This is a genomic window from Cohnella sp., from assembly GCF_041641335.1.
GTDB lineage: Bacteria > Bacillota > Bacilli > Paenibacillales > Paenibacillaceae > Cohnella.
This window is the reverse complement of record NZ_JBEPYQ010000005.1, coordinates 50943-51235: the sequence shown is the minus strand read 5'-3', so window position 1 is coordinate 51235 and position 293 is coordinate 50943. Positions and strand designations below refer to the sequence as shown.

Sequence of the window (293 nt, the reverse complement as noted above, 5' to 3'; positions counted from 1 at the left end):
CCCCATCCACACGAGCTTTTTATTCATATCCCGTCCGTACTTTCGGGTTACGATTACGTTTGTCGCATCGTCAGGATGAACGTGAGCGCGAATGAAAGGTGCCGTATCCGGGCAGTCGTACTTGTCTTTTAACGGGACTTTCGATTGCAGTTTAATCACAATTTTGTCTGGAGTGCCGTCGCTCGCATCCGAAGCGCCGATCAGCAGAGGCTGTTCTTGTTGATGCCAGTCGAAGGAAGGAACCATCCGTTTGCAATAGACGGAATCCGAAACGCGAACAATGCCCGAGAGCA

1 pseudogene is annotated in these 293 nt (G+C 50.9%); it reads right to left on the bottom strand.

Features of this window, described 5'->3' with window-relative positions:
- A pseudogene (locus tag ACESLM_RS02740) lies at positions 1-293 on the bottom strand (hypothetical protein); the annotation flags it as partial.